Raw genomic sequence first — 23,961 nt, 5'->3', positions numbered from 1 at the left:
CCAAACCGTACTGGACGCCAACAGCGGGGCGCAGGCTTCGACGTGACGTCACTGTTCTTTTTCACGCTTGCCATACGACGATATGGCCGGTAAAGCTAACGGCCACGTGGTTTACTCGGCGGCATCCGGTTAGGGCGGAAGGTTGAGTGCGATGGGTGGACCCCGTGTGTGCGCGGTCGCCGCAACCCGGACTGAAATGGTCCCTCGGTGCATTCCGCTCAAGACTTGAGCGGCGAGCACGTGGGCACCGGAGACGCCGCGGCACCTGTCGTCGCGCGCACAATCCATCGCTTGTCTGTGCCAATCATCTTGGCTTGGTTGGCGATCAGCGCCGTTGCGACTGTCTGCGTCCCCCCGCTGGAGCTGGTCGAGAAGGAGCATTCGGTATCGCTGGTTCCCAGGGACTCGCCATCGTTCAAAGCCTTGGAGCGCATGGATGCGGACTTCAAGGAATCCGATTCTTTCAGCTTCGTGATGATCGTCTTGGAAGGGCAGCAACCCTTGGGCAAAGACGCACACAGCTACTACGACGGACTGGTCCGCCGCTTGGCAGACGACCACGAGCATGTGCAGCATATCCAGGACTTCTGGGCCGACCCACTCATGGCGGGTGCTGTGCAGAGCGCCGACGGCAAGGCTGCCTATGTTCAACTGCTCCTCGCCGGCAATCCCGGCGAGACTCGGGGTAACCAGTCAACTGAGGCGGTCCGGCGACTGGTGGCCCGGTCCGCGCCGCCGCCGGGGATCACGGTTTACGTCACCGGCAGCGCCGCGCTAGCCGCGGATGCGCAGAACAGCGGTGACCAGTCGGTCATCATCATGACGGCGATAAGCCTCGCGGTCATATTCGTGATGTTGCTGCTCGTCTACCGTTCGGCCACGACAGTGATCCTGCTGCTTTCAATGGTCGGATTAGAATTACAAGTGGCTCGCGGCGTCGTCGCATTCCTTGGAGACCAGCGAATTGTCGGTCTTACGACGTTCGTCGTCAATCTGGTAATGGCCATAGGAATCGCAGCCGGCACGGATTACGGCATATTCTTTATCGGGCGCTATCAGGAGGCACGTCAGGCCGGTGAAAATCGGGAAACGGCTTACTACACCGCGTATCGAGGAGTCGCCAAAGTCGTCCTGGCCTCCGGTTCGACGATCGCCGGCGCAGTATTTTGTCTGAGCTTCACCAGACTGCCGTATTTCCAGCCCCTGGGTGTCCCCTGCTCGGTTGGGATATTTGTTGCTGTCCTGACCGCGGTGACGCTGGTACCGGCCGCTATTGCCGTAGGCAGCCGCTTTCACCTTTTCGACCCCAAACGCGCGATCTCGGCTCGCCGGTGGCGACGGGTAGGCACCGTGATCGTCCGGTGGCCCGCGCCCGTTCTCTTGGTCACCATCGCAGTGACGCTGGTAGGACTGGTGACACTGCTGGGATACAAGCCCAGCTACAACGACCAGAAATTCATTTCCAAGGATTCCCCCGGCAATCGAGGTTACGAGGCCGTGGCGCGACACTTTTCGCCGTCCCGCGTGATGATGCCCGAAGTATTGCTGGTCGAGGCAGACCATGATCTGCGCAATCCGGCGGATTTTCTCGTATTGAACCGACTCGCCAAGGCCATTCTCGCCGTTCCAGGGATATCCCGGGTGCAATCCGCAACTCGCCCCGAGGGAGCCCCCATCGAGCACGCTTCGCTCCCATATCAGCTCAGCATGCAAGGCGTCGTTGCTCAACAATTCGCGAAATTCCAGCAAGCCCGAATCGACGACATGCTCGATCAGGCCGAAGAGATGACGGAAACGATCAACGCCATGCAGCGTATGTACGGCCTGATGCAACAGTTCGTCGCAGCCAATCATCGCATGATCACCGACGCGACCGAGGTGGCGGGCATCGTCGACGGATTACGAGATCGAATTGCGGATTTTGAAGACTTCTGGCGGCCGATACGCAGCTACTCCTATTGGGAAAAGCACTGCTACGATATCCCGCTCTGCTGGTCACTTCGCTCAATATATGACTCGATCGACGGCGTGGATGAAATCGCCGGCAGATTTCATCAGCTTGTGGCAGATCTCCAACGTGTTGATGTGATCATGCCGGAGTTGCTCACCCAGTTCCCTCCGATGATCGCGACGATGCAAGACTTCCGGGTCCAATTGCTGACCATGCATAGCACCGTGGCCGGGATTGTTGATCAGTTGAACGAGCAGGGTAACGACGCGGCTGCCATGGGTAAGGCCTTCGACGCGGCGAAGAATGACGATTCCTTCTATCTGCCGCCCGAGGTTTTCGAAAATCCGGATTTCAAAAGGATCATGAAAGTGTTCCTGTCGCCCGACGGGAAAGCGGCCCGCATGCTTATCACGCAGCGCGGCGATCCCGCCTCCCGCGAGGGGATTTCACGGGTCGAACCGATCAGGACAGCGGCCGAGGAGGCGCTCAAAGGAACCCCGCTGGAAGCCGCCGACATCTATCTCACCGGCGCCGCCGCCACGGTGAAGGACGTGGTGGAGGGCTCTATATACGACCTCATTATCGCGGGCGTTGCCGCACTCTGTCTCATTTTCATCGTCATGCTGATCAATACGCGAAGTATGGTCGCGGCGTTGGTCATTGTCGGCACCGTGGTTTTTTCGCTCAGTGCGTCTTTCGGGATGTCCGTTCTCGTCTGGCAGTACATCGTCGGCATACAAATTCACTGGGCGGTGCTTGCGATGTCCGTCATCGTCCTGTTGGCGGTCGGTTCGGATTACAACCTGTTACTGGTGTCCCGCATCAAAGAGGAGATACCCGCCGGCATCAACACCGGCATCATCCGAGCGATGGGCGGTACCGGCAAGGTCGTGACCAACGCAGGGCTGGTGTTCGCATTCACCATGTCGTCCATGGTGTTCAGTGAACTACGCACCATCGGTCAGGTGGGCACCACAATCGGCTTGGGCCTGTTGTTCGACACGTTGGTGGTGCGCGCATTCATGACGCCCTCTGCCGCCGCCCTCCTGGGGCGATGGTTCTGGTGGCCACTACGAGTGCGCTCGCGTCCCGCCCGCCCGTTTGGTGGGCCAGTGGCCAGTGGCGCGAGCAGACGCAAAATCCCCGTGGAGCAATAGCTCCACGGGGATTTTGCGTCTGCTCGCGGTAGCCCGCGCCAGCTCAGATCAGCTTGAGCTCGGTGACGGCGTTGCGCTCGTCGACGAGCTCCGCGGTGGACTTATCGATCTTGCCGCGGGAGAACTCGTCGATCTCCAGACCCTGCACGATCGACCAGTCGCCGTCCTTGGTGGTCACCGGGAACGACGACACGATCCCTTCCGGCACGCCGTAGGAACCGTCGGAATAGACGGCCATCGACACCCAGTCACCGTCCGGGCTGCCGAGCAGCCAGGAACGGGCCGCGTCGACGGTGGCCGACGCTGCCGACGCCGCCGAAGAGGCGCCCCGGGCGTCGATGATGGCCGCGCCGCGCTTGGCGACGGTCGGGATGAAGTCGTTCTCGATCCAGTCCTGGTCGTTCACCACCTCCGCGGCGTTCTTGCCGCCCACCTCGGCGTGGAAGATGTCCGGGTACTGGGTGGCCGAGTGGTTGCCCCAGATCGTCATCTTCTTGATGTCGGTGACCTTGGCGCCGGTCTTGCGGGCCAGCTGCGAGATGGCCCGGTTGTGGTCCAGGCGGGTCAGCGCGGAGAACCGCTCCTTCGGGATGTCGGGGGCGTTGCTCAGCGCGATCAGCGCGTTGGTGTTGGCCGGGTTGCCGGTCACACCGATGCGGACGTCGTCGGCTGCCACCGAATTCAGCGCCTTGCCCTGAGCGGTGAAGATCGCGCCGTTGGCCTCCAGCAGGTCGCCGCGCTCCATGCCCGGGCCACGCGGGCGCGCACCGACCAGCAGGGCCAGGTTCACGCCGTCGAAGATCTTGTTGGCGTCGGCGCCGATCTCGACACCGGCCAGCAGCGGAAACGCGCAGTCGTCCAGTTCCATCACCACGCCCTCGAGCGCCTTGAGGGCCGGCTCGATCTCCAGCAGACGCAGTTCGATCGGACGGTCCGGGCCGAGCAGCGAGCCGCTGGCCAAGCGGAACAACAGGCTGTAGCCGATCTGGCCGGCGGCACCGGTGACGGCAACCTTGAGAGGACTTGCGCTCACGTCGGTTCTGCTCCTTCGGTTAAGACGGGTTCGCGTCGAAACTAGCGCACGGCCGCCTCTGTGGAATCGCCGGTCCATGGACGGCTGATGCGCGGCTGGAAATCAGCTGCTGACAGCACCCTTTGTTCGGTCCAGGCGCGTACGATGACCACCGCCTGCAGACCGGCCTGCAGACCGGCACAGCGATCGGAGGTGGAAATGTTCCCGGGGTTTGACGCTTTACCTGAGGCTCTACGGCCCGTCGCACGCACCCGCCAGCAGCACGTCCACCCGGTTGCCAATCCGCCGGCACAGACCCTGGTCGATTGCGGCGTCTATGTCGACGGGCACCGGTTGCCCGGCAAGTTCACTCCCGCCGAGGCGCTGGCCAAGGTCCGCGAGATCGAGCAGGACGGCCAGGAGGCATTCGCCTGGATCGGTCTGCACGAGCCCGACCAAGCGCAGATGCAGGAGGTGGCCGACGCCTACGGCCTGCACCCACTGGCCGTCGAGGACGCCGTGGTCGCCCACCAGCGCCCGAAGCTGGAGCGCTATGACGATTCGCTGTTCCTGGTGCTGAAGACCGTCAACTACGTGCCGCACGAGTCGGTGGCGCGGGCCCGCGAGATCGTCGAAACCGGGGAGATCATGATTTTCGTCGGCGCCGACTTCGTGGTTACCGTCCGCCACGGCGAACACGGCGGGCTGCACGAGGTTCGCAAGCGGATGGACTGCGCGCCCGAGCACCTGCGGCTCGGCCCGTATGCGGTGATGCATGCGATCGCCGACTACGTGGTGGACCATTACCTTGGCGTCACCAGCCTGATGGAGGACGATGTGGACGCCATCGAGGTGGTCGCCTTCGCTCCGGGCAAGAAGATCGACGTCGAACCGATCTACCTGCTCAAGCGCGAAGTCGTGGAGTTGCGCCGTTGTGTGGCGCCGCTGTCGGGTGCCTTCCAGCGCATGCAGGTCGAGAACAAGGACCTGATCAACAAGGAAGTGCGCCGCTATCTACGTGACGTCGCCGACCACCAGACTCAGGCCGCCGAGCAGATCGCCAGCTACGACGACATGCTCAACTCACTGGTGCAGGCCGCGCTGGCCCGGGTGGGCATGCAGCAGAACATGGACATGCGCAAGATCTCGGCCTGGGCCGGTATCGTCGCGGTGCCCACCATGGTGGCGGGGATCTACGGGATGAACTTCCACTTCATGCCGGAGTTGGACTCCAGGTGGGGATACCCGTCGGTGATCGCCGCGATGGTGGTGGTCTGTGTGTTCCTCTACTTCAGTTTCCGCCGCCGCGACTGGCTCTAGGCCCGCCCCGCACACCGCGAGTGCGAAGTCCCCGACGCTCCACCGGCGTGTCGCGTCGCCGAATTCACACTCGGTGCTGAGCCACCTCTAACTCGGTTGCGCCGCCGGCCGATTCGGGTCCAGCACGTCCACACCGTCGTTGAGCCACGCCTCCCGCATCGACTCGGCGCCCTTGAGCCGTACCCAGGCCGCCTCGTTAGCGGTGATCGGAGTCGCGGACAGGAACCGCACCGGCTCGCGCGGCGCGTCCAAAGGTAGCTCGGCAATGTCGCTGCGGCCCAACAACACCGCCGTGAAAGGCGTCCCCGACCACAACGGCGCGCCGAGGTCGATCAGCGCGTCGGGCACCAGCACCAGGCCGTCGACAGCCGGCGTGGCCGCCAGCACCGCCATGGTGCGCACCAGCCCTTTGACAGGATCGGGATCACGCAGCGCCAGAGCCACTTCGGCCCGTGGGCCGCGTAGGTGATCGGTGACCATCTCGGTCGGGTCGGTCATGGGGTAACGCGAGCAGCCCAGCGAGACATAGTGCACCACCGGCTGATGCCGGAACCGCAGCACCTCGATCGGTTCGGCACCCAGGAATGTCACGCTTGCCGAGTCGGGCTCGGCGCCGAAGTGGCTGCGAAGATGTGCGCGGACGGCGTCGAGAATCACTGTGCGACCGGCACAGTCAGGTTGGCGCCGGACTCGGCGTCGAAGACCGCGACCTTGGTGGGGTCGAACGCCAACTCGATCGGCTGTCCGGTAGCGGCTTTGGACTCAGTGGGAACCCTTGCCACAAAGCGATTTTCGTGAACCTCTGATTCGGCCGCCACTTCGTCCAGCCGGGCCGAGTGCGCCTGCGGACCCGCGGTGGTGAAGTACACGTACTTGTCGGAGCCCAGCGATTCAACAAGATCGACGGTCACCTCGAAGATCAGCGAACTGATCCGCTGATAGCCGTCGATCAGCGCCGCGTCCTGGATGTGCTCGGGCCGCAACCCCACGATGACGTTCTCCGGTTTGGGGTGCCCGGCGATCACCTCCTGCACCTCCGGCGTCAGGGTCACCTCACCGAACGACAGCGCCAACCCGAACGACGTCAGCGTGGCCGGGAAGAAGTTCATCGCCGGCGAGCCGATGAAGCCGGCCACGAACAGATTCGCGGGCCGCTCGTAAAGCTCAGTGGGCGTGCCGATCTGCTGCGCGACGCCGCCGTGCATCACCACCACCCGGTCCCCCAGCGTCATGGCCTCGGTCTGGTCGTGGGTGACGTAGACGGTGGTGGTGCCCAGCCGCTTCTGCAGGCGTGCGATCTCGCCGCGCATCTGCACCCGCAGCTTGGCGTCCAGGTTGGACAGCGGCTCGTCCATCAGAAAAGCCTTGGGCTGACGCACGATTGCCCTGCCCATCGCGACCCGCTGGCGCTGGCCACCCGACAACTGCGAAGGACGCCGATCCAGCAGTTCGGTCAGGTCCAGGATTCTCGCGGTCTCCTCGACCTTCTGGGCGATGTCGGCCTTCTTCATCTTCGCCAGTGTCAGCGGAAACGCGATGTTCTGCCGCACCGTCATGTGCGGATACAGCGCGTACGACTGGAACACCATGGCGATATCGCGATCCTTGGGCGCCTTCTCGTTGACCCGCTCGCCGCCGATCCGCAGCTCTCCCGACGAGATGTTCTCAAGTCCGGCGATCATGTTCAGCGTGGTGGTCTTCCCACAGCCGGACGGGCCGACCAGGATCAGGAACTCGCCGTCCGCGATGGTGATGCTCAGATCCTGCACCGCGACATGGCCGTCGGGGTAGCTCTTCTTGACGTGTTCCAGCACAATCTCGGCCATCGCGCTATCCCTTCACAGCACCGGAGGTCAACCCGGCGACGATGCGTCGTTGGAAAATCAGAACAAAGACAATGATCGGTATCGTGATCACGATCGCGCCGGCGGCGATCGACCCGGTCGGCTCCTCGAATTGCGAACTGCCGGTGAAGTTTGCGATCGCCACCGGCGCGGTGATCGCCGCCTCCGTGGCGGTCAGCGACAACGCCAGCAGCAGATCGTTCCAGGCGAAGATGAACACCAGGATCGCCGCCGTCACCAGACCCGGAGCCGCGAGCGGGACGATCACCTTGACGAACGCCTGAGCGGGCGTGGCGCCGTCCATCTTCGCCGCCTTCTCCAGATCCCATGGGATCTCCCGGAAGAAGGCCGACAGCGTATAGATCGCCAGCGGCAGCGCGAACGTGATGTAGGGCAGGATCAGACCCGGCCAGGTGTCGAACAACCCGACGGTGCGTTCGATGTCGAACAGCGGCGTCACCAAGGAGATTGCTGGGAACATGGTGATCAAAAGCGTCATCCCGATCAGCAGCCGCTTGCCCGGGAAACCCAGCCGGGCAACCGCATAGGCCGCCATCGCGCCCAGCACCACCGCGATCACGGTGGTGGTCAGCCCGATCCCGATCGAATTGATCAGCGCCGAACTGAAGAAGTCACCGCGGAAGATGCCACGGTAGTTGTCCAGGGTGACCGACGACGGAATCAGATTGCCGTCCTTGACCATTGACGTCGGTTTGAGCGACAGGCTGAGTATCCACAGCACCGGCAGCAGCGCGTAACCCACCACCAGCATGTCGATCGCGACCCAGAACGTCGCGCGCCTCACCGAATCACCGGGCATCGGCGTCGCTCCCGGGCGCTGCGGCACCGAACAGTTTGATGAAAATGAGTGCGATGATGCCCACACAGAGGAAGATCAGCACGCTGATCGCCGAGCCCAGCCCGACGTTGAAGCCCTTGAACAGGTTGTCGTAGCCCAGGATTGACACCGAACCGGTGTTGTTGGCGCCTGCGGTCAGCACGTAGATGTTGTCGAAGATCCGGAACGCGTCCAGGGTCCGGAACAGCAACGCCACCACCACCGCCGGCTTGATGATCGGCAGCGTGATCCTGGTCAGCCGCCGCCAGGCATCCGCGCCGTCGACCTGCGCCGCCTTCAGCAGATCCTCGGGCACCAGCGCCAATCCGGCCAGCAGCAGCAGCGCCATGAACGGAGTCGTCTTCCACACCTCGGCGATCACCACCACCCCGAGCGACGGAATCTGTTGCGTCAGTGGGGCACTCCCGTCGGGCAACAGGTTGGCCAGGTAGCCGGTGCCCGGTGTCCAGGCGTAATACCAGCTGTAGGAGGCGACCACCGTGACGATCCCGTACGGGATCAGCACCGCGGTACGCACCAGCCCCTTCCCGATCAGCGTGCGGTGCATCACCAGCGCCAGGGACAGGCCCAGCACGAATTCGACCGTCACCGAGACGACGGTGATGCCCAGCGTCACGCCCAGCGCAGCCCACCAGTACCGGTCGGTCAGGATCGTCTGGTAGTTGCCCAGTCCGACGAACGCGGTGTCACGGGGGGTCGCCAGGTTGTTGCGCTGGAGGCTCAACCACACCGCGTAGCCGATCGGGTAAGCCGTCACCGCCAGCATCAACGTCACCGCGGGCGCGACGAGCAGATAGGCGAGCCGGCGTTCGGTCATGGCAGTAACCCTTTGCCATCGATCGCCTTCTGCACCTGCACCGCAAGTTCATCGGCCGTGCGTTCCGGGTCGATCGCCGTGATCGGGCTCAGCACCGAGGCCAGCCGGATCGACACCGCCTGATACGCCGGTGTCGCGGGCCGCACCGCGGCGTCGGTGAGTTGCTGGCGGATTATGCCGTACATCGGGTACTTGGCCTGGAACTGCGGGTCGGAGTAGAGCGAGGTTCGGACCGGGGGCAACCCGCCTTCGATCGCGATGTATTTCTGGTTCTGCAGATTGCGGATGCAGCGGACGGCTTCGAACGCTTCGGCTCGGTGTCTGGTGGTGCTGGCCACCGCCAGATTGAGCCCACCGATCGTCACCTTGGCCGATTGCCCGGGCAACACTGCGGGGTAGCGCGCGAACCCGAACACCTTCTGGCTGGCCGCGTAGGCGATGGCGAACTGCTCGTCACTCGGCGCGAAGGTGCCGACGCCGTTGATGCTGCCGCTCAGCGCCGGCTCGCGGTTCAGCGGCAGAAACGCCACGCCGCCTTTCGCCGCGTTCTCGAGCATCGAGGCGAACACGTAGGGCCAGTTGACCTCCAGCGCCGCCTTGCCCTGTTCGACCGCCAATCGTGCGGCGCCCTCGTCACTGCGGGTGATCGACGGGTCGGCGCCGGGCGCGGTGGCCACCGATTTGAGGATCCGCAGCGCCGCCACCGTGGCGCCGCGATGTTCGGGGGTATCGATCAGGGTCACGTGCTTGCCGTCCTCGGAGAGCACCTGCCCACCCGCGCTGACCAGCAGCGTGTTGAACCACACCACCAGCCCTTCGGCCTCGTTGGCCTGCACGGCGATCCAGCTGGGCACACCCGCGTCGTGCAGGCGGTCCGCCTCGGCCACCATGGCGCCCCAGTCGCGTGGCGGTTGACGGACTAAATCCGCTCTGTACCAAAGCAATTGGGTATTCGTAGTGACGGGCGCGCCGTACCGCCTGCCATTCCAGGTCGCGGTCTTCAGCGGACCCGGCAGGGTATCGGCGGCGGCGTCGGACTCGGTCAGTCCCGACGGATCGTCCGACAGCGGCAGCGCCCACCCCGCCTCGGCGAACTCGGCAGTCCACACCACGTCGAGCGCCATCACGTCCAGGGTGTCGTCGTGCCCGGTCAACCGCCGGGAAAGCTGCAGCCGTTGCTGGTCGGGCGATCTCGCCAGGCTGACGTGCTCAACGCGGTACCGGCCACCGGCCTGTTCCGAGCATCGTTGCGCGACCGCGGTGAAAGTCGCCCCGTCGGTGGCCGGGGTGTAGAAACTGATCACCACGCCGTGATCGCCGGAGCCGCAAGCCGAGAGAACCGACGCGGTGGTCAACGCCGCCAGCGCGGCGGCCCCCCACCGCCGCAAGCGACGGTTCACCAAGTCAGATCGCCAGACGCGCCAGCAGATCTCGCGCCTTCTCGGCGTTCTGCGGGTCGCAGAGCACGTCGTAGCGCCCGGCAACCAGTTGCATGGTGGAGCTGAAATCCCGGGTGCCACGCGCCATGGCGTAGGGCACGGCCGAGGTGATCAGCCCGAAGAAGACACCTGCGACCAGGCCGGTGATCAGCGCGCCCCAGGGGTTCGGGCTGAAGAAACCGAGCACCAGGCCGATGAACAGGCCGAGCCACGCGCCGCTGAGCACGCCGCCACCGAGAACCTTGCCCCAGGTCAGCCGGCCCGTGACGCGTTCCACCTGCATCAGGTCGACGCCGACGATGGTCACCTGCTGGACGGGAAACTCCTGATCGGACAGGTAGTCGACGGCGCGTTGCGCCTCGGCGTAGGTGGGATAGGAGCCGACCGGCCAGCCTTTGGGCGGCGTCGGCAATCCGGGCACATTACGTCGACCGGCAGCCCCACCGGCGGGTGGTTGTCCTGGTTGGAATGGGCTAGTCATCGGTACCTCATTCTCTTCCTGCCCGCCTTTACGCAGACCATCGTTCCATCTCGGCAACCGGGACGCACCATCCGCACCCCTGCCGGCCGCGCATTTCGCCTGGCCGGAGCCTGATCCAGGTGGGCCGTTGTCACCGCAGGACCCCGCGTGGGCCCATGCGCTACGTTCATCACATGACAGCTCCCGGCGACTCCTCCGGCGAGGACAAGGACCGCGCGCCGCACCCCTCCGCAGACCAGACACAAGCCGCTGAGCAGCCGATATCCGATGCCCCGTGGGCTTCGCCGGCGGGTTCCCCGGTCGTGGACTACCCGCCACCGGCAGGCTACCCACCGCCGAACCCGGCGGCCGACTACCCGGGCTACCCACCGCCGAACCCGGCGGCCGACTACCCGGGCTACCCACAGCCGAACCCGGCGGCGGGGTACCCGCCACCGAGTCCGCCCTTCGGCTACACACCGCCCGGATATCAGCCTTACGGCGCGGCGCCTCAGGGCTTCGGCGACCCGGCGTCATATCCCCCGCCCCCACCGCCACCCGGCCCCTACGGCTCGCATCCGGGCGGCTATTACCCCGGTCCGGACTACGGGGGTGGTTATGCGGGCGGTTACGGGGCGATGCAGACCGGCACCAATACCATGGCGATCATCTCGCTGGTCTCCGGCATCGTCGGCATCTTCTGCTGCGTCGGCTCGGTCGTGGGCATCGCGTGCGGCATGGTGGGAATCAACCAGATCAAGCAGACCCGCGAAGACGGCTTCGGGCTCGCGGTGGCAGGCATCGTGATCAGCGCGGCAACCCTGCTGGTCTACTTCGTCGCCGTGATGTTCAGCCTCGGCTCGCACTAGAGCGCCCCGACCTGCCGCCCGCGCACCACCTGCCTACGCTCTCTCCTATGGCGTCGGTCAACAGGGTGTACGTGGCACGGCTGCCGCGGATGATGGTGCTCGGCCCACTAGGCGAATCGTTCGGACGCGTGCGCGACGTCGTGATCAGCATCAGCATCGTCCGTCAGCAACCGCGCGTACTCGGGTTGGTAGTCGATCTCGCGACCCGGCGCAGCATCTTCATACCGATCCTGCGGGTCGCCGCGATCGAACCCGACGCGGTGACCCTGCGTACCGGCAACGTGTCGCTGCGCCACTTCGAGCAGCGGCCCGGCGAGGTGCTGGCGATGGGCCAAGTGCTCGACACCCCCGTCCGGGTCAGCGACCCCGACCTGCCCGACCTGGCCGGGGTCGACGTCGTAGTCACCGACCTGGGCATCGAGCAGACCCGGACCCGCGACTGGGTGGTGACCAGGGTGGCGGTGCGCACGCAACGCAGGCTGGGACGACGCGGTCCGGTGCACGTCGTGGACTGGCAGAACGTGCAGGGACTGACCCCGTCGGCCCTCGCCATGCCGGGGCAGGGTGTGGCACAACTGCTCGACCAGTTCGAGGGGCGACGGGCCGTCGACGTCGCCGACGCCATCCGCGGGCTCCCCACCAAGCGCCGTTACGAGGTGTTCAGGGCACTTGACGACAACCGGTTGGCCGACATCCTGCAGGAGCTGCCCGAACTCGATCAGGCCGAGGTACTCACGCATCTGGGCACCGAGCGCGCGGCGGACGTGCTCGAGGAGATGGATCCCGACGACGCCGCCGACGTGCTGGGTGTGCTCAACCCGACCGACGCCGAGATGTTGCTCACCCGAATGGATCCCGACGACTCCGACCCGGTGCGACGCCTGCTGACCCACTCCCCCGACACGGCCGGCGGATTGATGACCTCCGATCCGGTCGTGCTCACCCCGGACACCTCGGTCGCCGAGGCGCTGGCCCGACTCCGCGATCCCGACCTGACCCCGGCATTGGCATCGATGGTTTTCGTGGCGCGCCCGCCGACCGCCACCCCGACCGGCCACTACCTGGGCTGCGTGCACCTGCAGCGACTACTGCGCGTCCCCCCCTCCGAGCTGGTCAGCGGCATCGTCGACACCGACCTGCTGACGCTGTCCCCGGAGACCCAATTGGGTGCGGTCACCCGCTATTTCGCCGCCTACAACCTGGTGTGCGGTCCGGTCGTCGACGACCAGAACCACCTGTTGGGTGCGGTGACGGTGGATGACCTGCTCGACCACCTGCTGCCCCATGACTGGCGCGTGGACGTCCAGCAGCTCGATCCCGCCGGCAGGCCGCCACGGACCGGAGATGCCTTGTGACCAAGCCTCAGACGCCGCGGCGGCTGTACACCCCGCGGACATCGCGCCGCTACACGCCGCGCGTGGATGCCGAAACGGTAGGTCAGTTCACCGAATCCATCGCGAGGTTCTTCGGAACCGGGCGCTACCTGTTGCTGCAGACGATCGTGGTGATCGTGTGGATCGCGATCAACATGATCGCGATTCGCTGGCAGTGGGACCCGTACCCGTTCATCCTGCTCAACCTCGCGTTCTCGACGCAGGCCGCCTACGCCGCGCCGCTGATCCTGCTCGCCCAGAACCGCCAGGAGAACCGCGACCGCGTCGCGCTGGAAGAGGATCGCCGTCGCGCGGCACAAACGAAGGCCGACACCGAGTACCTGGCCCGCGAACTGGCCGCGCTGCGACTGTCGATCGGCGAGGTCGCGACCCGCGACTACCTGCGCCACGAACTGGAAAGCCTGCGAACGCTCTTGCTGGACTTGCAGTCCTCCGTTCCGGAGGCCGGGACGCGGGCGTCAGACGGCACCGAGCGGCGTAGTAAGAAAACCGGCTGAGAATCAAGTCCGCCATTGCGCTACTCCCGTGACGAGAGTTATGTATGGTGATCTAGTTCACGAAGCTAACAAGTGGTCAGTTTCCCGGCGGCTCACAGAATTTGAGGACGGTCCGAGGTGCACATAGGGGGACGCTGGGCTGACAACCCGGCCGTCGCGAAGGTGCGACAGACGGCAGTACGCGTCACACGCACCCCCGTCTTCGGCGTCGCCATGATCTCCCCCCTGATCTTCGCCAGTGCGGTCGGTGCTGCGGCGCCCTCACTGCAGGGCAAGAACCAGCCGCACCGTGCCGCCATCACACCGGTGGCAGCCGTCGGTCCCGCTCCGCACACCGACCTGTCCGGCCCCACGGTCATCTCCATCCAGCGGGTGCCGACCAGCTTCCACGTCGCGGCGGCCGCCAGTTCCGCGCCGCCACCCCCGACCGTGGTCAACACCCCTGGGGCGCTGGGGATTCCGATCATGGCGCTGTCGGCCTACCGCAACGCCGAGCAGAAGATGTCGGCCGCGCAACCGGCCTGCGGAGTCAGCTGGAACCTGCTCGCCGGCATCGGACGCATCGAGTCGGGCCACGCGGGCGGCGGTGCTGTCGATGCCCGCGGCACCGCGACCAACCCGATCTACGGTCCGGCCCTGGACGGCACGCTGCCCGGCAACGAGGTCATCATGCAGCGGGACCAAGGCAACCGGGTGACCTACGCCCGCGCCATGGGCCCGATGCAGTTCCTCCCCGGCACCTGGGCACGTTATGCCGTCGACGGTGACGGCGACGGGATACCCGACCCGCAGAACCTGTTCGACGCCACCCTGGCCGCGGCGCGGTACCTGTGCAGCGGCGGGCTCAACCTGCGGGATCCGCAGCAGGTGATGGCCGCGATCCTGCGCTACAACAACTCGATGTCGTACGCCCAGAACGTGCTTGGCTGGGCCGCCGCCTACGCCACCGGCGTGGTTCCGGTAGACCTGCCGCCAATCACCGGCCCGCCGCCCCCGATCGGCGATGCGCACCTCGAGCACACGGAGGGGCTGGGCCCCAACCTGCCGCTCAATGTGACCGGGCTCGGCGTTGGCGACCCGATGGGCCAGCACATGCCGCTGATCGACTTCGGGCAACCGCAGATCGTCTCGCAGTTCCCGAATTCCCTTTACCCGAACCCGCAGGCGCCGATGTGGCCGTGGATGCCGCCCGCCCAGGTGCCGCAGCCGGCTCCGGTGGCGACTCCGGGCTGCACTCTGATCTGCATCAGTTCGCAGACGCCTGACTCGCTGCCCCCGGGTGCGGGTCCCATCCCCAACGGCGGGATCGTCATCGCTCCGGCGGCACCCCCGGCTCCCCCGGCTCCCCCGTTCGCTCCGGCGTTCCCTGACCCGTTCGCGCCGCCTCCGGCAGCACCTCCGGCGCCGCCCGCTCCGGCTGCACCACCGGCTCCGGCAGCGCCGGCAACGCGGGCACCCAACGGCGCCCCGGCGCCCAAGCCCGCCGGACCGGCGCAGCCGGTCCCGCCGGCCCCCGGCGAACCGGTGCTCGCCCCGGTCAGCTGACCGTCGGGAGGGCTTGCGCCCAAGCCGCCTACACTCGGCGTTGATGTCCGCAACCCAGAATGACGCAACCGATCTGACCACCGCTATCCGCTCCGCGCTGGGCAAGGTGATCGATCCGGAACTACGACGCCCCATCACCGAGCTCGGGATGGTCAAAAGCATCGACCTGGGCGCCGACGGCAGCGTGCACGTTGAGATCTATCTGACCACCGCAGCCTGCCCGAAGAAGGCCGAAATCAGTGAGCGGGTGACCCAGGCGGTCACCGACGTCCCGGGCACCGGGACCGTACGGGTGAGCCTGGACGTCATGAACGACGAGCAGCGCACCGAGCTGCGCAAGCAGTTGCGCGGGGATGCCGCCGAACCGGTCATCCCGTTCGCCCAGCCCAGTTCACTGACCCGCGTCTATGCGGTCGCGTCCGGTAAAGGCGGGGTCGGCAAGTCCACGGTCACGGTCAACCTGGCCGCGGCGATGGCCGCCCGCGGGCTGTCCGTCGGCCTGCTGGACGCCGATATTCACGGGCATTCCATCCCCCGGATGATGGGCACCACCGATCGGCCCACCCAGGTGGAATCCATGATCCTGCCGCCCATCGCCCATGAGGTGAAGGTCATCTCGATCGCCCAGTTCACCAAGGACAACACTCCGGTGGTGTGGCGCGGGCCGATGCTGCACCGCGCGCTGCAGCAGTTCCTGTCGGACGTCTACTGGGGTGACCTGGACGTGCTGCTGCTCGATCTGCCGCCCGGCACCGGCGACGTCGCCATCTCGCTGGCGCAGTTGCTGCCCAACGCCGAGATCCTGGTGGTGACCACGCCGCAGCTCGCAGCTGCCGAGGTGGCCGAGCGGGCGGGCAGCATCGCCATCCAGACACGCCAGCGGATCGCGGGGGTGGTGGAGAACATGTCGGGCCTGACGCTGCCCGACGGCTCCACGATGCAGGTGTTCGGCGAGGGCGGCGGCCAGCAGGTCGCGGAGCGGCTGTCGCGGGCGGTGGGCGCCGATGTACCGCTGCTGGGCCAGATTCCGCTGGACCCCGCGCTGGTGGCGGCCGGCGATACGGGTGTGCCGATGGTGCTCAGCACCCCGGACTCCGCGGTGGGAAAGGAATTGGGGCGCATCGCCGACGGGCTGTCGTCGCGTCGTCGGGGCTTGGCGGGCATGTCGCTAGGCCTGGACCCCACCCGGCGGTAAGTGGCGCGAGCAGACGCGGCTCAGGTGGCGTCGGTGTCGAACGGAGTGCGCTCGGGGGCCACGGGTGGCGCCGGCGGCGCCGGCGGCTGAGCCGGGGGTTGCGGCGCGGGCGCGTCGAAGTTACCGGTGAAGATCGAATCGTCGCCGTCGAGCAGGTGTTTGGTCAGCGCCGCGCGCGGGGTCATACCGCGCAACTTCTGCAACTCACTGAGCTGGCCGCGGATGTCGTCGAATTCGGGCCCGATGTCCTCGCGGAGCTGGTTGGAGACGCCGCTCAGGTAGTCGCGCGCCTGCCGCAGGGCGCCCGCCGTCCAGCGGATCGCGCCCGGCAGCCGCTCCGGGCCGAGCACCACCAGCCCGACCACGACGAGGACGAGCATCTCCCCCCAGCCGATGTTGGCGAACATCAGGTCAGATGGTGATGACCCGCCGCGCCCGGCTGCGCCGCGCTTGCGATCATCACGAGCTCGTGTCGGGGTCGGGTTTGACCGTCAGCGTGACGTGACGGCCGTCGCGGACCACCTCGATCTGCGCGTCCTGACCGATGGTCAGCTGCCGCACGGCGACGACGGCTTCGTCGGAGTCGGCGACCTTGCGCCCGCCGATCTTGACGATCACGTCGTTCTCCAGGATGCCGCCCTTCTGCGCGGGTCCCCCGGCCTTCACATTGGCCACCTGCGCGCCCGAGGCGATCGCGTTGCTCACCGACCGGGTGCTGATGCCCAGCGTCGGGTGCACGATCTTGCCATCCTTGATCAGCGTCTCCGCGACCAGCTTCATCTCGTTGACCGGGATGGCGAAACCCAGCCCGCTGGCGCTGTCGGACAACGATTTGCCCGCGCTGTTGATGCCGATCACCTGGGAGTCCATGTCGATCAGTGGCCCACCGGAGTTGCCGTGGTTGATCGAGGCGTCGGTCTGGATGGCGTCCAAAACGGTGTCGGTGTCAGAGCCCTCTCCCGACAACGGAACCGGGCGGTGCAGCGCGCTGATGATGCCATGCGTGACGGTGCTGCGCAGACCCAACGGGGCACCGGCCGCGATCACCTCGTCACCGACCCGCACCTTGTCGGAGTTGCCGAGCCGCGCCACGGACAGGTTGTCGACGTTGTCGACCTTCAGCACGGCCAGGTCGGTCTTGGGATCGCGGCCGACAAGGCTGGCCGGCACTTCCTTGCCGTCGTTGAACACCACCGTGGTCTTGAACTGGCTCGGATTGTTCGCGGCTTCCGAGATGACGTGGTTGTTGGTGACGATGTAGCCGCGCCCGTCGATGACGACGCCGGAACCCTGCATCCCCTCCTGGTCGCTCTTGGACTCGATGGTCACCACGGAGTCGGCGACGGCGGCTGCGACCTTGGTGAACCGGCCGGCCGGTTCCTCGGCATTGCCCGACGTCGACAGCGTCACCTTTGACGTGGTGAACGCCTCGACCACCTCGGCGGTCTTACGGCCGATCACCCCACCGATCGCGCCGATCACCAGCGCGATGAGCAGCAGCACGGCCAGCGCGAGGTAGGACACTCTGCCGCCGAACAGCACGTCACGGACGCCGAGCTTGCCGCTGTGGCGCAGTTCGCCGTGCGTCACCACCGGAGGCAGCGCGGGAGTCCCCAGTGCCGCCGCCGCAGCCGGGTCGCGCCATGGATCCTCCGGCTCGTCCGGCTCACCGTTTTTCTCGCCGGCCAGCGCGGCGGCATCGATCGGATGGCGCTGCAGTGTCTCGGTGCCGCCGAACGGGCGGCCGAAGGCCTCCTCGAGTACCGGATCGGCCGGCTTGTCGTGCGGCCGGAACTCGGACTGGTCCTTGTACTTCTGCGGACGAACCCGGTCGGCGACAAAGGAACCCTGCTGCCCCGCCGGACGGCCGAATGTCTGACGCGATCCAGGGTCTACCGGCGGCCGGTAGATGGGGCGCGGTGCCAGCCGTTCGGTGTCCTGGCCGCTGTTGTTGCCTTCGTCGGAGCTCACGGTTCCTCTTCTAGATCCGTTCGGGGCCCGGCACCGGGCCGGCCGTCTGCGCAGCAAAGGACCGCACGGCCCTGGAAGTCATGTTGATGTCCCACCCTAGTATCCACGGATCCCCGGCGGTCGGCACGAACCCGCGCCTAGGCCCGCGTCGGCACGCAAACGTCAAGCTAGCGGCGCTTCCGGTGATCGTCGCGCTCGGCGAAGTCGTCCTGGAGCGGGAGGCCGTCGTCGTGCGGGTAGTGCGGAATCTCGGACAGCAACCCGAGTAGCGAACTCGGGATGCGGATGGGGTGCGAGTCGCGCAGCGCCGCCCGAGCGCGGCTGTGATCGTCCACTTCGGCCGCGCACTGCGGGCACAGCGATAGATGGTGGGCGGCGCGCAGGTGAGCGTTCATCCTCAGCTCGCCGTCGACGAACGCGGCGATGGCCTCGATCGAGAGGTGCTCGGTGGAGCGGAAGCGACGCGGGGCGCCCACCGGGGCGTCGCTCTGGGAGGCGAATTGAGCGGGTAGCCACGAGAACGCACGCCGGAACACGTCTCCCCGGTCGGCCATCACCAACTCCCTCCGCGCCCTGTTAAGCCATTTGTATCTCGAATGTAGCGCGGTGTGCTGCTTGATAACCATGATCGAACCTTCAATCCCCGGAATTTGGGATCAGTTGGCAACCGTGCGGTGGCCGAAATGATGGTTCGGCCAAGGCAGGTTGTTCAGCTGGCCGTCCGCATCGAACGGTCGTCGTTGAGCCCCATTTCGGGATGGGCGGCCAGGTAGTCGCGCAGCGCCTGGCGCCCGCGGTGGATCCGGCTGCGAACGGTGCCGAGCTTTACGCCCAGGGTGGCGCCGATCTCCTCGTACGACAGACCTTCGATATCGCACAGGACCACCGCGGCACGAAATTCCGGCGGCAGCGAGTCCAGGGCGGCCTGCAGGTCCGGGCCAAGGCGCGAGTCGTGGTAGATCTGCTCCGGGTTCGGCTCGTCGGCCGGCACCCGGTCATAGTCCTCCGGCAGCGCCTCCATGCGGATGCGGGCCCGGCGGCGGACCATGTCGAGGAACAGGTTCGTGGTGATGCGGTGCAGCCAGCCTTCGAAAGTGCCGGGCTGGTAGTTCTGGACGGACCGGAAAACCCTGATGAAGGTTTCCTGTGTCAGGTCCTCAGCGTCGTGCTGGTTGCCGGAGAGGCGGTAGGCCAGCCGGTACACCCGGTCGGCGTGCTGACGCACCAGTTCATCCCAGGACGGCATGGTGGCCTTGTCGCCGGTCGCGTCGAAAATCGCGGTGCCGAGCAACGTGTCAGATGGTTCCACCCAGTCGTCATCGGCAACCTGTTGCGGGTGCGACATGGTGGTCGGGCTCAAAGTGGTGATTTTCAGTTCCTCCGGTTTTCCCCTGCCATCCAGGGTCGGCATTTCTCCACTCGCCGAAACACGAAGTTCCCATTCCGTATTCCCGCCGGCCTCGCCCCACAGTGCACCGCGTTCCATACGGCTTACCGTCGCCTACCCGAGTGTGGGCGAGGTATGAGCAGTCTGAGCTTTAGCTGAGAAACCATACTGTTACCTACGACTTCCAGCGGTTATGGAGTTTGCTATGACCTCGCTCCGCCATCAGATCCCGGGCGTGTCGCCTCCGGTGTTCACGGGCGCGCCTGAGCGACGGCACCAGCGGTTCGGCATACTCTGCGGACATGGAGGGCACGTCCAACACCAGCGACGAGACCGGCCACGCGACCCGCAGCAGGGCGGATTCGCTTGTGGCGCACGCCGAAGGGTCGATATCGGAGGACGCGATCCTGGCCGGCGCCCGGGAACGCGCCGTGGACAGTGGCGCCGGCGCGGTCACTCCCGCGGTCGGAGCGCTGCTGAGTCTGCTGGCGAAGCTGAGTGGCGGCAAGGCGGTGGCCGAGGTCGGCACCGGGGCGGGCGTGAGCGGACTGTGGTTGCTGTCGGGCATGAGCGACGACGGCGTCCTGACCACCATCGATATCGAACCGGAATATGTGCGGCTGGCCCGGCAGGCCTTCGCCGAGGCGCAGGTAGGGCCGTCCCGCACCCGGCTGATCAGCGGACGCGCCCAGGAAGTGCTCACCCGGTTGGCCGACGACTCCTACGACCTGGTGTTCATCGACGCCGATCCGATCGATCAGCCGGAGTACGTGGTCGAAGGTGTCCGGCTGTTGCGGTCCGGCGGGGTCATCGTCGTGCACCGGGCGGCCCTGGGCGGCCGTGCCGGTGATCCCGAAGCGCGTGACGCCGAGGTGGCCGCGGTGCGCGAAGCCGCCCGGTTGATCGCGGAGGACGAACGCCTGACGCCGGCGTTGATACCGCTGGGCGACGGGTTGCTGGCCGCTGTGCGCGACTAGCGTCACGCCCCGATCAGGGTCTCGGCGATAGCGAACGGGAAGTGCACGGTAGCGGTGGTTACCTCGCGGACGCCGTCGCGAACGGCGTTGACGATCGTCGCCGGATTGCCGGTCAGCAGCGCGGTCCCGATGTCGTAGCCGGCGTACTGCGGCGCCGTGACGAAGTTGCGCACGTCGACGAACAACTGTGTCGGCAAGCTCGCGGGCCCGACGGGCACCCCGTCGTAGCTCAGCATGGTCCAGCCGGTTGCGGGACTGCCCTGCACCACGACGACACCGGTGTTCGGCAACGTGTGGGTGAGCAGGAACAGCGGGTTCGGGTTGTCGACCATCATCATCGTGCCGGTCTCGATGGTCAGTGCGCTGGAATAGGCGACGACAGCGTGGCCGGGAGCCGACGCCCCGACGTTGTACATGGTTTGCACCGCGCTGTTGAACCCGGCGGCGAAGTTCAGCCCGGTCGGGTTCGTCGAAAGCGGGGCCAGCATCGGGAAGGCGGGCAGGCCGAGCGTCCAGACCAGGGGGCCGCCCAGATACAGCAATCCCGCCGGGATCTGCGGCAAGTCCTCGAACAAGCCGGCGTTGATCTCGTTGAGCCCGGGCAGCACGACGGCGGCCGGTTGTCCCGCGTAAGCCACCAGCGCCGCGGCCGTTTCCTGCGTCCTGATCATCTGCGAGTCGAAGATCCCACCGAAGATGCCCTGGCCGTTCAGCACGTTGGCGATGTTGGCCGCCTGCAGGACGCCCGTCGCGTCCAGCGGAGGGCCGGGTACCGCCGTGTCGAGGATGCCGGCCACGTTGCTCGCCGTCTGACCGTGGCGGACGAACTCGATGGTGACCAGTTGGTCGTTGAGGACGGGGACGGTGGAACCGCCCAGGCCGATGAACAGGCCGGGATATCCGCGCGCCCCGAAGGACCCGGTCGGGTTACCGGCCCCGCCGGCGCCGCCGTACCCACCGTCACCGAACAACAGCGCCTGGCCGCCGGCGCCGCCGGCACCGCCGGGATCGGTGATGAGCAACCCCGCACCGCCCAGGCCGCCCCGTCCGCCATTCCCCATCAGCAGGCCGCCGACGCCACCCGTGCCGCCCGCACCACCGGCCCAACCGGTACCGCCGATCCCACCGGTGCCGATCAGCCCGGCGTTTCCGCCGATCCCACCGGTCAGGGGCAGCGGACCGCCGGTCGGGGAATAGCCGGGGCCGCCGTCGCCGAGCAGGAACCCGCCGGCCCCGCCGTTGGGTGAGGCAGCGGTCCCGGCAGCCCCGTTGCCGATCAGGTCGCGCCCGAACAATGCCCGGGTGGGCGCGTTGAGGATCGGATCGATCGCCTCGCCCAGCGGGCTGAAGATCCATGCCTGCCCGGCCGAGTGAACGGGCTTGTAGACGAGGGCCTGGAACGCGCCGGATGTGAATTCGTTCAGCGCTTCCACGGGCGCGGCGGCGAACCCTCCGCCGAGCAGAGTGGCCTCCAGTTGCGTCAGGATCGCCGCCTCGGCACCGCCGTAGGAGGCCGCTGCCGCGCCCAAATTCTTCACGAATTCCTGGTGATACGCCGCCGCCTGGACCGCTGCCGCGCGGTACTCGGTGGCGTGCGTGCCGAACAGCGCCGCGACGGCGACAGACACCTCGTCAGCAGCCGCCGCGGCCAGCTGGGTCGTGGGGATCGCTGCGGCCACATTGCCGGCGCCGACGGCCGCTCCGATCTGCGCGGCCTGCGCCGACGCAGTTTCGATCATGTCCAGTCCCGCGACCACAAACGACATTTCGCTACTCCTCGATGCGTAATTAAGCCCGACCGACATCTTGGCACCAGCCACCGAAAAAAGATGCGGAATCGACGAGTTTTTCTGCGCTGTCAGGAGTCGCGTAGTACCGCGATCCCGTTGTCCAGTGCCGCCTCCAGATACGAGAGGTCGCCGGTGGCGAGCATGATGCCGACCCCACCCTGGATTCCGGCCAGCAGCGCGGCCGCGGCACGGTCGGCGTCCGTGCGCGCCGAGACCTTTCCGCTGTCCTGCATCGCGCGGATTCCGGTGGCGATCGCGCCGTGCCATTGCGAGATCAGCTCGGCCGTCACCGCCTGCGCACCCGGGGTGGTGCGGCCGATCTCCGACATCAGCACCGCGATCGGGCAGTTCTGACCTTGACGCCGGTATCGGTCCACCACGACGTCTCGCCACCGTTGCCAGGCCGCCCAGGACGTCAAGGCTCCCAGATGTGGTTGCTGGTCGGAGATCACCAGCGCCGACTCGTGGGCGGCCACCGCCAGCAGCAGCTGATCCTTGCCGTCGGGAAAGTAATGGAACAGCTGGCTTTTCGACGTGTGGCTGCGGGCCATGATGTCGTCCAGGGTGGTCATCGCGATGCCGTGGGCGCGGATCTCGCGGGCCGCGCCCTCGATGATGCGCTGCCGCGTAGCCCGTCCCTTGGCGGTCAGTTTCTGGACTTGCGAGTCCATTTTTAATACCGGAGTCTGTGGACCCATGAGCGCAAACACTACGCAATTGTCCGAACGCACCGCATTGATCACCGGCGCCACCGCCGGCCTGGGCGCCGCCATCGCCCGGGCACTGGCGGCCCATGGCGCCCACGTGATCGTCAACGGGCGCAACGCTTCCCGCGGATCAGCCGTCGTCGACGGGATCACCACATCGGGCGGCCGCGCGACCTTCGTCGACGGCGATCTGGGCGCCGGGGCGGAAGCGATCGCCGGAATCGCCGAGCGCGCCATGATCGCCGCGGACGGCCACCTCGACATCCTGGTGAACAACGCCGCCACGCTGCTGATGCCCACCCCCACCGCGGATATCGGCGAGCGGGAGCTGACCGATGCGTTCGCCGTCAACGTATTTGCGCCGTTCCTGCTGACCGGGCTGATCGCACCGCAGATGGCCCGCAGCGGTCGCGGCGCGATCGTCAACGTCGGTTCCATCAGCGGCCTGCGCGGGTCGGCCGGTTCCGCTATCTACTCCGGCACCAAGGCGGTGCTGCACTCCTTTACCGAGTCGTGGGCCGACGAGTACGGACCGTCCGGGGTGCGGGTGAACGCCGTGGCGCCCGGTCCGATCGGCACCGAGCGCGCGCTCGAGTTCGCCGACAGCGTCGGGCCGATGCTGGCCCGCATTCCGTCGCGCCGGATGAGCACGCCGGAGGAGGTCGCCGCCGCGGTCGTGTTCCTGAGCAGCGACGACGCCGCCAATATCCACGGCACCATCCTCAGCGTGGACGGGGGTTGGGCCGCGGTGTGAAGCCAGGGGGTGTCAC

At 66.6% G+C, this 23,961-nt stretch carries 22 protein-coding genes; 9 read left to right on the top strand and 13 right to left on the bottom strand.

Features of this window, described 5'->3' with window-relative positions; all coding sequences use genetic code 11:
• Positions 1–225 precede the first annotated feature (225 nt).
• Positions 226–3,108 carry an RND family transporter gene (locus tag ACNQS7_RS27580; protein ID WP_418015039.1) on the top strand — a complete coding sequence of 961 codons (2,883 nt, stop codon included), beginning with the start codon at positions 226–228 and terminating at the stop codon, positions 3,106–3,108.
• Between the two features lie 43 nt (positions 3,109–3,151).
• Here ACNQS7_RS27580 and ACNQS7_RS27575 read toward each other — a convergent pair whose 3' ends face one another.
• Positions 3,152–4,141 (bottom strand): malate dehydrogenase, encoded by a 990-nt coding sequence (locus ACNQS7_RS27575; protein ID WP_055579671.1) that lies wholly within the window; start codon positions 4,139–4,141, stop codon positions 3,152–3,154.
• Positions 4,142–4,339: 198 nt separating this feature from the next.
• On the opposite strand from ACNQS7_RS27575, the gene corA reads away from it, so the two are divergent.
• Positions 4,340–5,440: a magnesium/cobalt transporter CorA gene (gene corA, locus ACNQS7_RS27570; RefSeq protein WP_418015038.1), complete on the top strand. Its 1,101-nt coding sequence runs from the start codon at positions 4,340–4,342 to the stop codon at positions 5,438–5,440.
• 87 nt (positions 5,441–5,527) lie between these two features.
• Here corA and ACNQS7_RS27565 read toward each other — a convergent pair whose 3' ends face one another.
• Genes ACNQS7_RS27565 through ACNQS7_RS27540 form a run of 6 tightly spaced genes read right to left on the bottom strand, consistent with a single transcriptional unit; the run spans position 5,528 to position 10,880 of the window.
• Entirely contained in the window at positions 5,528–6,097 is a 570-nt protein-coding gene (locus tag ACNQS7_RS27565; RefSeq protein WP_418015037.1) for a suppressor of fused domain protein, read from the bottom strand.
• Positions 6,094–7,266: an ABC transporter ATP-binding protein gene (locus ACNQS7_RS27560; protein WP_418015036.1), complete on the bottom strand. Its 1,173-nt coding sequence runs from the start codon at positions 7,264–7,266 to the stop codon at positions 6,094–6,096. The genes ACNQS7_RS27565 and ACNQS7_RS27560 overlap by 4 nt, the downstream gene beginning before the upstream one ends.
• 4 nt (positions 7,267–7,270) lie before the next feature.
• Positions 7,271–8,104: a carbohydrate ABC transporter permease gene (locus tag ACNQS7_RS27555; protein WP_418015035.1), complete on the bottom strand. Its 834-nt coding sequence runs from the start codon at positions 8,102–8,104 to the stop codon at positions 7,271–7,273.
• Complete coding sequence (locus ACNQS7_RS27550; protein WP_418015034.1) at positions 8,094–8,960, bottom strand: carbohydrate ABC transporter permease; 867 nt, start codon at positions 8,958–8,960, stop codon at positions 8,094–8,096. Before ACNQS7_RS27550 ends, ACNQS7_RS27555 begins: the two co-directional genes overlap by 11 nt.
• A complete protein-coding gene (locus tag ACNQS7_RS27545; RefSeq protein ID WP_418015033.1) occupies positions 8,957–10,363 on the bottom strand; it encodes an extracellular solute-binding protein in 1,407 nt (468 codons plus the stop codon). The genes ACNQS7_RS27550 and ACNQS7_RS27545 overlap by 4 nt, the downstream gene beginning before the upstream one ends.
• A gap of 1 nt (position 10,364) precedes the next feature.
• On the bottom strand, positions 10,365–10,880 hold the full coding sequence (locus ACNQS7_RS27540) for a general stress protein (RefSeq protein WP_055579665.1): 516 nt from the start codon (positions 10,878–10,880) through the stop codon (positions 10,365–10,367).
• 173 nt (positions 10,881–11,053) lie between these two features.
• Between ACNQS7_RS27540 and ACNQS7_RS27535 the strand changes: the two genes are divergently transcribed.
• The 5 genes from ACNQS7_RS27535 to ACNQS7_RS27515 all read left to right on the top strand — a co-directional run bounded on the left by ACNQS7_RS27535 (position 11,054) and on the right by ACNQS7_RS27515 (position 16,359).
• The gene (locus ACNQS7_RS27535; protein ID WP_418015032.1) at positions 11,054–11,728 is read left to right on the top strand and encodes a DUF4190 domain-containing protein; all 675 of its coding nucleotides are present in this window, start codon (positions 11,054–11,056) and stop codon (positions 11,726–11,728) included.
• A 47-nt stretch (positions 11,729–11,775) separates the two neighbouring features.
• Positions 11,776–13,083 (top strand): magnesium transporter MgtE N-terminal domain-containing protein, encoded by a 1,308-nt coding sequence (locus tag ACNQS7_RS27530; RefSeq protein WP_418015031.1) that lies wholly within the window; start codon positions 11,776–11,778, stop codon positions 13,081–13,083.
• The gene (locus ACNQS7_RS27525; RefSeq protein ID WP_418015030.1) at positions 13,080–13,619 is read left to right on the top strand and encodes a DUF1003 domain-containing protein; all 540 of its coding nucleotides are present in this window, start codon (positions 13,080–13,082) and stop codon (positions 13,617–13,619) included. The genes ACNQS7_RS27530 and ACNQS7_RS27525 overlap by 4 nt, the downstream gene beginning before the upstream one ends.
• Positions 13,620–13,736: 117 nt before the next feature.
• On the top strand, positions 13,737–15,164 hold the full coding sequence (locus ACNQS7_RS27520; RefSeq protein WP_418015029.1) for a lytic transglycosylase domain-containing protein: 1,428 nt from the start codon (positions 13,737–13,739) through the stop codon (positions 15,162–15,164).
• A 43-nt stretch (positions 15,165–15,207) separates the two neighbouring features.
• Positions 15,208–16,359, top strand: a complete 1,152-nt coding sequence (locus ACNQS7_RS27515) for an Mrp/NBP35 family ATP-binding protein (RefSeq protein ID WP_418015028.1) — start codon at positions 15,208–15,210, stop codon at positions 16,357–16,359.
• 20 nt (positions 16,360–16,379) lie between these two features.
• Here the strand turns inward: ACNQS7_RS27515 and tatB are convergent, their stop codons facing one another.
• From tatB to sigE, 4 genes are all read right to left on the bottom strand, one after another.
• On the bottom strand, positions 16,380–16,766 hold the full coding sequence (gene tatB, locus ACNQS7_RS27510) for a Sec-independent protein translocase protein TatB (RefSeq protein ID WP_055578002.1): 387 nt from the start codon (positions 16,764–16,766) through the stop codon (positions 16,380–16,382).
• A gap of 52 nt (positions 16,767–16,818) precedes the next feature.
• The gene (locus tag ACNQS7_RS27505; RefSeq protein ID WP_418015027.1) at positions 16,819–18,330 is read right to left on the bottom strand and encodes a S1C family serine protease; all 1,512 of its coding nucleotides are present in this window, start codon (positions 18,328–18,330) and stop codon (positions 16,819–16,821) included.
• Between the two features lie 167 nt (positions 18,331–18,497).
• A complete protein-coding gene (rseA, locus tag ACNQS7_RS27500) occupies positions 18,498–18,884 on the bottom strand; it encodes an anti-sigma E factor RseA (RefSeq protein WP_310772245.1) in 387 nt (128 codons plus the stop codon).
• A gap of 155 nt (positions 18,885–19,039) precedes the next feature.
• Positions 19,040–19,741: an RNA polymerase sigma factor SigE gene (gene sigE / locus ACNQS7_RS27495; RefSeq protein WP_396890781.1), complete on the bottom strand. Its 702-nt coding sequence runs from the start codon at positions 19,739–19,741 to the stop codon at positions 19,040–19,042.
• 278 nt (positions 19,742–20,019) lie between these two features.
• Between sigE and ACNQS7_RS27490 the strand changes: the two genes are divergently transcribed.
• A complete protein-coding gene (locus ACNQS7_RS27490) occupies positions 20,020–20,694 on the top strand; it encodes an O-methyltransferase (RefSeq protein WP_418015026.1) in 675 nt (224 codons plus the stop codon).
• 2 nt (positions 20,695–20,696) lie between these two features.
• Here the strand turns inward: ACNQS7_RS27490 and ACNQS7_RS27485 are convergent, their stop codons facing one another.
• Complete coding sequence (locus ACNQS7_RS27485) at positions 20,697–22,460, bottom strand: PE domain-containing protein (RefSeq protein ID WP_418015025.1); 1,764 nt, start codon at positions 22,458–22,460, stop codon at positions 20,697–20,699.
• 92 nt (positions 22,461–22,552) lie between these two features.
• The gene (locus ACNQS7_RS27480) at positions 22,553–23,155 is read right to left on the bottom strand and encodes a TetR/AcrR family transcriptional regulator (RefSeq protein WP_418015024.1); all 603 of its coding nucleotides are present in this window, start codon (positions 23,153–23,155) and stop codon (positions 22,553–22,555) included.
• A 25-nt stretch (positions 23,156–23,180) separates the two neighbouring features.
• Between ACNQS7_RS27480 and ACNQS7_RS27475 the strand changes: the two genes are divergently transcribed.
• On the top strand, positions 23,181–23,945 hold the full coding sequence (locus ACNQS7_RS27475; RefSeq protein ID WP_418015023.1) for an SDR family NAD(P)-dependent oxidoreductase: 765 nt from the start codon (positions 23,181–23,183) through the stop codon (positions 23,943–23,945).
• Positions 23,946–23,961: the final 16 nt, after the last annotated feature.

This window comes from Mycobacterium sp. 23, from assembly GCF_048287075.1.
Classification (GTDB): domain Bacteria; phylum Actinomycetota; class Actinomycetes; order Mycobacteriales; family Mycobacteriaceae; genus Mycobacterium; species Mycobacterium gordonae_B.
Note: the sequence above shows the minus strand (reverse complement) of the source record. Positions and strands in the feature narration are given on the sequence as shown.

Coding starts and splice junctions, on each gene's coding strand:
- corA (WP_418015038.1), top strand. CDS start 4,340: ATGTTCCCGGGGTTTGACGCTTTACCTGAGGCTCTACGGCCCGTCGCA.
- ACNQS7_RS27560 (WP_418015036.1), bottom strand. CDS start 7,266: ATGGCCGAGATTGTGCTGGAACACGTCAAGAAGAGCTACCCCGACGGC.
- ACNQS7_RS27555 (WP_418015035.1), bottom strand. CDS start 8,104: ATGCCCGGTGATTCGGTGAGGCGCGCGACGTTCTGGGTCGCGATCGAC.
- ACNQS7_RS27550 (WP_418015034.1), bottom strand. CDS start 8,960: ATGACCGAACGCCGGCTCGCCTATCTGCTCGTCGCGCCCGCGGTGACG.
- ACNQS7_RS27540 (WP_055579665.1), bottom strand. CDS start 10,880: ATGACTAGCCCATTCCAACCAGGACAACCACCCGCCGGTGGGGCTGCC.
- ACNQS7_RS27535 (WP_418015032.1), top strand. CDS start 11,054: ATGACAGCTCCCGGCGACTCCTCCGGCGAGGACAAGGACCGCGCGCCG.
- ACNQS7_RS27530 (WP_418015031.1), top strand. CDS start 11,776: ATGGCGTCGGTCAACAGGGTGTACGTGGCACGGCTGCCGCGGATGATG.
- ACNQS7_RS27515 (WP_418015028.1), top strand. CDS start 15,208: ATGTCCGCAACCCAGAATGACGCAACCGATCTGACCACCGCTATCCGC.
- tatB (WP_055578002.1), bottom strand. CDS start 16,766: ATGTTCGCCAACATCGGCTGGGGGGAGATGCTCGTCCTCGTCGTGGTC.
- rseA (WP_310772245.1), bottom strand. CDS start 18,884: ATGGCCGACCGGGGAGACGTGTTCCGGCGTGCGTTCTCGTGGCTACCC.
- sigE (WP_396890781.1), bottom strand. CDS start 19,741: ATGCCGACCCTGGATGGCAGGGGAAAACCGGAGGAACTGAAAATCACC.
- ACNQS7_RS27490 (WP_418015026.1), top strand. CDS start 20,020: ATGGAGGGCACGTCCAACACCAGCGACGAGACCGGCCACGCGACCCGC.
- ACNQS7_RS27485 (WP_418015025.1), bottom strand. CDS start 22,460: ATGTCGTTTGTGGTCGCGGGACTGGACATGATCGAAACTGCGTCGGCG.
- ACNQS7_RS27480 (WP_418015024.1), bottom strand. CDS start 23,155: ATGGACTCGCAAGTCCAGAAACTGACCGCCAAGGGACGGGCTACGCGG.
- ACNQS7_RS27475 (WP_418015023.1), top strand. CDS start 23,181: ATGAGCGCAAACACTACGCAATTGTCCGAACGCACCGCATTGATCACC.